Annotated in this window: 4 protein-coding genes and 1 riboswitch; of the genes, 2 read left to right on the forward strand and 2 right to left on the reverse strand. The window is 42.5% G+C overall.

The window, feature by feature from the left end; translation table 11 throughout:
• Positions 1 to 207: type II toxin-antitoxin system RelE/ParE family toxin (locus BUB13_RS18405; protein WP_072910219.1), on the forward strand; the 207-nt coding region annotated here is incomplete at its 5' end.
• A 370-nt stretch (positions 208 to 577) separates the two neighbouring features.
• Here BUB13_RS18405 and BUB13_RS18410 read toward each other — a convergent pair.
• On the reverse strand, positions 578 to 1,666 hold the full coding sequence (locus BUB13_RS18410) for a DUF3466 family protein (protein ID WP_072910220.1): 1,089 nt from the start codon (positions 1,664 to 1,666) through the stop codon (positions 578 to 580).
• Between the two features lie 464 nt (positions 1,667 to 2,130).
• Positions 2,131 to 2,222, forward strand: a riboswitch (cyclic di-GMP riboswitch).
• A 167-nt stretch (positions 2,223 to 2,389) separates the two neighbouring features.
• On the opposite strand from BUB13_RS18410, the gene BUB13_RS18415 reads away from it, so the two are divergent.
• Positions 2,390 to 3,067 (forward strand): PEP-CTERM sorting domain-containing protein, encoded by a 678-nt coding sequence (locus tag BUB13_RS18415; protein WP_072910221.1) that lies wholly within the window; start codon positions 2,390 to 2,392, stop codon positions 3,065 to 3,067.
• 255 nt (positions 3,068 to 3,322) lie between these two features.
• Here BUB13_RS18415 and BUB13_RS18420 read toward each other — a convergent pair whose 3' ends face one another.
• Positions 3,323 to 3,979: a hypothetical protein gene (locus BUB13_RS18420; protein WP_072910222.1), complete on the reverse strand. Its 657-nt coding sequence runs from the start codon at positions 3,977 to 3,979 to the stop codon at positions 3,323 to 3,325.
• Positions 3,980 to 4,537: the final 558 nt, after the last annotated feature.

A 4,537-nucleotide genomic window follows, 5' to 3' on the forward strand; every position in this document is an offset into this window, starting at 1 on the left:
ATTGGCGAGCGCTTCTTACGGGAAATAGTTGCGCTGGTAGAGGAGTTGCCCACCAATCCAGATCGAGGGCGGATGGTTCCCGAATTCAACCAACCATCACTCAGGGAGTTAATCCATCCCCCCTTTCGTATAGTTTATCGTCGAGGAGAACAGCGGATTGCCATCGTTCGTGTCTGGAGAAGTGAGCGGTTGATGAAACTGCCTTAGTGCCCCCCCCTCAGCAGATTGCGTTTTCAAAAATCGCCGACTTTTGACTAGAAATTTCCTCCACCGCTAAGTGGCTGAAAAGAGCGAAACCAGCAAGCTCCGGTCATTGCGGTAGGGCCTTTGGGGAAATACTGGCGACATCCGCTGTAATTCCAGGCAGTTGCTTGGCCGACTCCCATTGCAAATGTCCTGTCACTGAAATCGACCCTCAAAACGGGCTATTTCGGCCTACCGACAAAGCTTAGTTATGCAAAAAATATCCCGGAGGTCTCCAGGGGCATTCGACATGAAACTTACGACTTTTGAGACGCCGAAATAAAAAAGCCCCAGATCAGAGACGTGAGGCTTCATAGGCTTATTTTGCCGCCTCTTACTTCTTTACTTTGCGCCGGTAAAGAGCTAACCCACCGATTCCTGCACCTAGCAGAATTATTGTGCTTGGCTCTGGAACAGGAGCTGCCGCCTCAACGTCTGGTGTTAAAATAAACCCTTGGTATCGGCCGTGAAGAAGACCGTAACCAACTATTTGACCATGAATATTTATATCGAGAGCAGCTGTTAAAAGCCATGAAGAATCGTCTATGAAGCTATTTAGATCAACCATTCCCATTAGACTGTCATAGAGAAAAGCTCGTGTTTGACCATCAGACGTATTTGAGTGACCGACGACTTGACTGCTGTCATTTATCCCATATGCATATGAATAATTTCCACCGATAAGCGTGCCGAGGTCTTGCATTCCATTGGTGTCATAAAGAAAAGCATGATAGCCACTGGTTGTAGTAGTGGAGCCACCGGCAACTTGTCCAATAGCATTAATATCTCTACCTTGGGATGATGTCCCCCCGAGAGTTCCAATATCTTGCATGCCATTGCTATCATAGATAAAAGTATGAAGCTCGCCATTTGCCATACGAGAATAGCCGGTAGCTTGGCCGTAATCGTTTATAGCATATGCTTCTGAGTGATTACCGCCGAGGGTCCCAATGTCTTGCATGCTATTGTTGCCATAGATAAAAGCGTGCGTTTCTCCGCTACTGGTAATTGAACGACCAACTATCAGGCTATTATTATTTATATTGAAGGCATATGATGTCGGCCCACCGAGAGTACCAATATCTTGCATAATATTGTTGTCATAAATAAAGCCATGATCGGTGCCGCTAGATGTCTGCGAATAGCCAACTACCTGAGCACTATTATTTATGTTGAAGCTCACCGCACTGTCCCCAGACAAAACTCCGAGATCTTGCATTTCATTGTTGTCGTAAAGAAAAGCATGATGGGTATTGTTAGCTGTCCGAGAGTAGCCAACCACCTGCCCATTATCGTTAATCCCTCTTGCTACAGTATAGCTGCCACCAAAATCTCCAATAGCAGAAATACTGTAACTTAGAGCGCTAGCAAGGGTCGAAGTTGAAAATAGAAGAATAGCGGCAACAGTTAAGACGTGAAACATAAAGTAACTCCCTCAAATAAGGCAAAAGCAGAATATATGGAGGCCCGAATATGCAAATTTAACGCCCCTTCGGTAACAGTCTAATATTATTAAGGTAGGGAACGGGGGGCAGTTTATTTATTGTTTTTGTAAGGAATCTCGACGCCAAATAGCTGTTTTTGTGATTCATAAGGCGCAGGGACAATTGAGAGCAGGTGTTGAATTTTTCTTGGTATCACCGTTTCGCAAATGTATGGATTGGTGAAACGCGAAAGCCGCCGGAAATGCTCCGACGGCTTTTTAAATAAGTCACAGCATTTGAAACATCTGCCGCTAACGTCTGAAACCTGTTGGCTTGAGTTCTGACCTGGATTTAGAGGTTTTTGCATCCAGCTAAGTGCGTTAAAAATGTGACAAATATAATTTGCGACTGTCTTGTTTTTCGGCAGTTAAGTGGGAAACTGCTATTAGGGTAATATTGAAATTCTAGATAAAGCCAAACCTGTCGTGAGATGGGGACGGAAAGCTGCGGGTCTTATTATTCTTCAAAGAACTAGAAGATAGCCGGGTTGCCAAATGCAATTAATTTGGTAATGCGGCTTTTTTATGTCTACCTAGAATAAAATAATCATCAGATTTATTGCGGTAAAACATATTTGGGAGGGGTGCCTAGAATCAAGAAAAAGTTACTAATTCAGCTTGGCGATTCAGTGACTCTCTCTACTTTTAAAAATGGAGGATAAAATGAGAATGATAACAGTCAAATTTATTCCGATTCTGGTTTTCCTTTTCCTGTTAATCACCCTTGAAAACCTTCAAGCAGAGACACTTTTTAACCAAGATTCAAATTGGGCGAGGACCTATTCTACTTCCACAATGCAATTGGCAGATGACTTTTCTTTAAATCTTGATGCGACAATAACTAGTTTGAGTTGGGCAGGTGGGTACTCAGCTTATGGAGAAGTAGATGAATCAATGGTAGATGATTTTACTATTCGGCTCTATTCTGACTTAAATGGTTTACCTGGAGATTTACTAATCAGCTATTCTGGAGAAACGACAGAGAGTGTGTCACGTGCAATTGATAGTAGCTATAATCTTGCTTATCCCCTTTATTTATTTGAATTTGTTCTTCCTGACCTTTTTGCCGTCGAGGCAGGAGAAACGTTTTGGTTGTCTGTATTTAATGACCCAACAAATGATGGCACTGCAGAGGACTGGGCGTGGCATAAATCTTATGGGGATGTTAACCTCAACGCCAATTTTTTCCCTCTATCTGACAACCCTGTATGGACTGTTCAAACAGATAACAATCAGGCATTCACATTGTCAGGAACATTCAACTCGGTTCCAGAACCCTCAACGTTCCTTCTTCTCTGTAGTGGTCTCGCTGGTTTAGGTTTCTACTTACGAAAAAGGTAAATTACATAAAGTATCCTGACACCAATATTGGCAGTGTAAAGTTTCAAAACGCTCTGAAGCGGGTCTAGAAATGGGCCCGCTTTTCAATTACCCAATCCCGCGATGGGCTGTCAAATATCTGGAGATGTGAAACATCAAAGCCGCTGGGAACTTCCCAACGGCTTTTTACTATGTCACGATATTTTGAATTGATAATTGCTTTTTACAGATTTCCGTGACAATACACTCTTTTTAAAGAAGCTTAGTAGCCAACCATTACTCGGAATATAAAAACTGATAGCACTGATCAGTTGTTGCTTCAATCTGAAATGCGACATCACCATTTTTATCTAGAGTCTTTTCACGTATTGTCACATCAAAATCATTGAGAAGCCTTTTAAAGGATTGCATGCTGCAGTAGCTCTGCATATGAGAATCTTGAAGCGCTTGCCATTTTTCTTTTTCTTCATTACGAGTAAGGCTAATTACTTGGTGATCAAACTGCATAATATTTGTTTCATCGGAAATTTCGGCATTTAAAAGTTTAACTCCTTCGCTTTCCCTAGGAAGGTTTTTAAACGAAGAGCGATGAAGTTCGAAATAATCCTTTTTTGCTTTTGCTTTATCATCTGGGGTCGGGCTGAAGCGTCCATTACAGTTAAAACCGTCGCCGATCCACCTACCATCACCATATGGTCTAATGGGAATTATACAAACCGCTTCGCCAACTGCAAAGCGAACGACAGTATAAGCTCCATCCTTACGCTTATCGATAATGTTGATTGCGTCCTTATGGATGTAGGGCCACCTGTCCTGTAGTGAGTTAATCGCAATATTTTTTATCGATTTCTCATTTGGCCCACTATCGCACCCCACTAGTACAATTGATGCCATTATAATAAGTATCGTCAGTGCTAGCACCTTGAAATTCACAAATCCCCCCTAAGTTTGATGAAAGTTGTTTGTACCGAAATTATGGCAGCTTGCCCACTGAAATGTCGACCCCTTAAGCTATACCAAACCGAAACACTGAATCGCCGTTCGTTTACTCGACACTGTTGAGCATAAACAGAAAAAGTCATTACTCCCAAGAAAACTTGAAAAATAGCTTATCCTTATTACTTATTTTGACCACGCCCCACAAGTAAATATCAGTCCATTCGTTAAGGTTGGTCAAAATGGCTTATCAAGTCAAGATTTTGCTCCTAGGAAGTATGGAGTGATGAAACATGAAAGCCGCCGGAAGTTAACCGACGGCTTTTTCGTAAACTCACAATATTCAAGACATACAGCAGAGGACACTACGGCGTAAGCCTGAGAGGACATAATCTATAGAAGCAACCATGCTCCAGCAGCAATAAACAAACTCATGCAGATGTTCAGCAACAACCCGACACCCCCCCGTGTCAGGATAGTTGTCGCCTCTAACTGAACTCCAAAACAAATCATTGGGGCAGTTCGGAGGAACATGTATTCTAAAGCGTATCGGGC

It is taken from the genome of Malonomonas rubra DSM 5091 (assembly GCF_900142125.1).
GTDB lineage: Bacteria > Desulfobacterota > Desulfuromonadia > Desulfuromonadales > Geopsychrobacteraceae > Malonomonas > Malonomonas rubra.

What these genes read in the sequence shown, in the direction of transcription:
- BUB13_RS18410 (WP_072910220.1), bottom strand. Translation starts at nt 1,666, where the DNA reads ATGTTTCACGTCTTAACTGTTGCCGCTATTCTTCTATTTTCAACTTCG.
- BUB13_RS18415 (WP_072910221.1), top strand. Translation starts at nt 2,390, where the DNA reads ATGAGAATGATAACAGTCAAATTTATTCCGATTCTGGTTTTCCTTTTC.